Source organism: Halomicrobium sp. IBSBa, assembly GCF_017612575.1.
GTDB lineage: Archaea > Halobacteriota > Halobacteria > Halobacteriales > Haloarculaceae > Halomicrobium.
Genome location: NZ_JADPQC010000017.1, coordinates 1 through 3,318 on the forward strand (window position 1 = coordinate 1; position 3,318 = coordinate 3,318).

A 3,318-nucleotide genomic window follows, 5' to 3' on the forward strand; every position below is an offset into this window, starting at 1 on the left:
GGGTAGGAAGGGTCGATGTACAGACCGGGTCGCACCGGCTGTACTGATGACACCGCGTGTACGTGCGATCCAGGCGTCCACTGGACTCGTGCAATTTCATCGAGTCACAACCAAATTTGACGTTGGCTACTGTGCCGCCTGGTGGATAGCTCGGCTCGGAAGCCGATGACGGACGTGCCAAGCTGCGAAAAGCCATGGGGAGCCGCACGGAGGCAAAGAACCATGGATCTCCGAATGGGAATCCCTCTAACAATTGCTTCGCGCAATGGGAAACCTCGAGAATTGAAACATCTTAGTATCGAGAGGAATAGAAAGCGCAATGCGATGTCGTTACTAACCGCGAGTGAACGCGACACAGCCCAAACCGAAGCCCTCACGGGCAATGTGGTGTACGGACTACCTTTCATCGGCCGACCATCTTCACGAAGTCTTCTGGAACGAAGCGTGATACAGGGTGACAACCCCGTAGTGAAGGTCAGTACGTCGTGCGGTAGCTCCAGAGTAGCGGGGGTTGGAAATCCCTCGTCAAGACGGCAGGCATCGACTGCCAAGGCTAAATACTCTCCGAGACCGATAGTGAACAAGTAGCGTGAGCGAACGCTGAAAAGCACCCTCAGACGGGGGTTGCAATAGGGCTTGAAATCAGGTGGCGATCGAGCGACGGGGCTTGAAAGGTCCTGTAACAAACGAAAGCGGCGCGAGCCGTGTGTAGGACTTACAGGAAGCCGAAGTTCCGTCGTGCGTTTTGAAAAACGAGCCAGAGAGTGTGCCTGTTTGGCGAGTCTAACTCGATAATCGAGGAAGGCATAGGGAAACCGACATGGCCGCAGCATTGCGAGGGCCGCCGTCTTCAAGGGCGGGGAGTCAAACGGGCACGACCCGAAACCGGGTGATCTACGCGTGGGCAGGGTGAAGCGTGCCGAAAGGCACGTGGAGGCCCGTTAGGGATGGTGTCCTACAATACCCTCCCGTGACCTACGTGTAGGGGTGAAAGGCCCATCGAACCCGGAAACAGCTGGTTCCAACCAAAACATGTCGAAGCATGACGTCCGCCGAGGTAGTTCGTGGGGTAGAGCGACCGATTGAGGTGCTTCACTTCGAGAGAAGTGAACACTTCTGTCAAACTCCGAACCTACGAACGCCGTCGACGCGGGCAGTCCGGTATGCGGGGTAAGCCTGTGTACCGTAAGGGAGACAACCCAGCGCCGGGTTAAGGTCCCAAAGTGTGGATTAAGTGTGATCGAAAGTGGTCTCAAGCCCTAGACAGCCGGGAGGTGAGCTTAGAAGCAGCTACCCTCTAAGAATAGCGTAACAGCTTACCGGCCGAGGTTTGAGGCGCTGAAAATGATCGGGACTCAAATCCACCACCGAGACCTGGCCGCTCCCGTGAAAGGGAGATCGAGTAGGTTGGCGCTCCGATTGGATGGAAGCAGGGGTGAGAACTCCTGTGGACCGATCGGTGACGACAATTCTGGCCATAGTAGCAGCGATAGTCGGGTGAGAATTCCGACGGCCGAACGAGCAAGGGTTCCTCAGCACTGTTCGTCAACTGAGGGTTAGCCGGTCCTAAGTCCCCCCGTAATTCGAAGGGGACGACATGGGAAGCTGGTTAATATTCCAGCGCTCGTATGCAGTGAAACCGACGCCTCGGGGTCGACCAAGCCGGGCCTTCGCCCGGTCGAACCGTCCAAATCCGTGGAAGCCGTAATGGCAGGAAGCGGACGAACGGCGGGACAGTGAAAATTGGTTCAACCTGGGGCCCGTGAAAAGGGAGCATACGAACCGTACCGAGATCCGACACAGGTGCTCGTGGCGGCGAAAGCCAAGGCCTGTCGGGAACAACCGACGTTAGGGAATTCGGCAAGTTAGTCCCGTACCTTCGGAATAAGGGATGCCTGCTCCTGACAGGAGCAGGTCGCAGTGACTCGGACGCTCCGACTGTCTAGTAACAACATAGGTGACCGCAAATCCGCAAGGACTCGTACGGTCACTGAATCCTGCCCAGTGCGGGTATCTGAACACCTAGTACAATAGGACGAAGGACCCGTCAACGGCGGGGGTAACTATGACCCTCTTAAGGTAGCGTAGTACCTTGCCGCTTCAGTAGCGGCTTGCATGAATGGATTAACGAGAGCGTCACTGTCCCAACGTTGGGCCCGGTGAACTGTACGTTCCAGTGCGGAGTCTGGAGACCCCCAAGGGGAAGCGAAGACCCTATGGAGCTTTACTGCAGGCTGTTGCTGGGACATGGTCGCTACTGTGCAGAGTAGGTAGGAGGCGTTACACAGGTACCCGCGCTAGCGGATCACCGAGCCAGACATGAAACACTACCCGGTAGTGACTGTGACCCTCACTCCTGGCGGAGGACACCAATAGCCGGGCAGTTTGACTGGGGCGGTACGCGCTCGAAAGAATATCGAGCGCGCCCTAAGGCTATCTCAGCCGTGACAGAGACGCGGCGAAGAGCGCAAGAGCAAAAGATAGCTTGACAGTGTCACTACCAACACGGTGACGCTGACGCGAAAGCGTGGTCTAGCGAACGGATGCGCCTGCTTGATGCGGGCCGATCTACGACAGAAAAGCTACCCTAGGGATAACAGAGTCGTCACCGGCAAGAGCACATATCGACCCGGTGGCTTGCTACCTCGATGTCGGTTCCCTCCATCCTGCCCGTGCAGCAGCGGGCAAGGGTGAGGTTGTTCGCCTATTAAAGGAGGTCGTGAGCTGGGTTTAGACCGTCGTGAGACAGGTCGGCTGCTATCTATTGGGGGTGTAAAGGTATCTGACGGGAACGATCGTATAGTACGAGAGGAACTCCGATTGGTGGCCACTGGTGTACCGGTTGTCCGAGAGGGCACGTGCCGGGCAGCCACGCCACACGGGGTAAGAGCTGAATGCATCTAAGCTCGAAACCCACCTGGAAAAGAGATACCGGAGAGGTCACTCGTAGAAGACGAGATAGATAGACTCGGGGTGTACGCGTCGAGGCAACGAGACGTTGAGCCCGCGAGCACTAATCGACCGAAGCCACACACTCATTGCACTGTGACTCGATTTGCACGAGTCCAGGCGCTTACTGGATCGCACGTATTGCGCGGAGACCGAGAGTGGTAGTTTCGCGGTTCGATTCCGTGACTCGGCGTAAAGGCGGCCATAGCGGCAGGGAAACACCCGTACCCATCCCGAACACGGCGGTTAAGCCTGCCAGCGTTCCGGTGAGTACTGGGGTGTGCGAACCCCTGGGAAAGCCGGTTCGCCGCCTGCTATTCATACTACAGAGCCCGCAGCCGTGGTGGCTGCGGGCTTTTTTCATATCGA

Annotated in this window: 2 rRNA genes; both read left to right on the forward strand. The window is 57.1% G+C overall.

From position 1 onward, the window contains the following. The first annotated feature begins 117 nt into the window (after positions 1 to 117). Positions 118 to 3,036 (forward strand): 23S ribosomal RNA (locus tag IL252_RS17225). A gap of 107 nt (positions 3,037 to 3,143) precedes the next feature. Further along, positions 3,144 to 3,265, forward strand: a 5S ribosomal RNA gene (gene rrf, locus IL252_RS17230). The last annotated feature ends 53 nt before the right edge of the window (positions 3,266 to 3,318 follow it).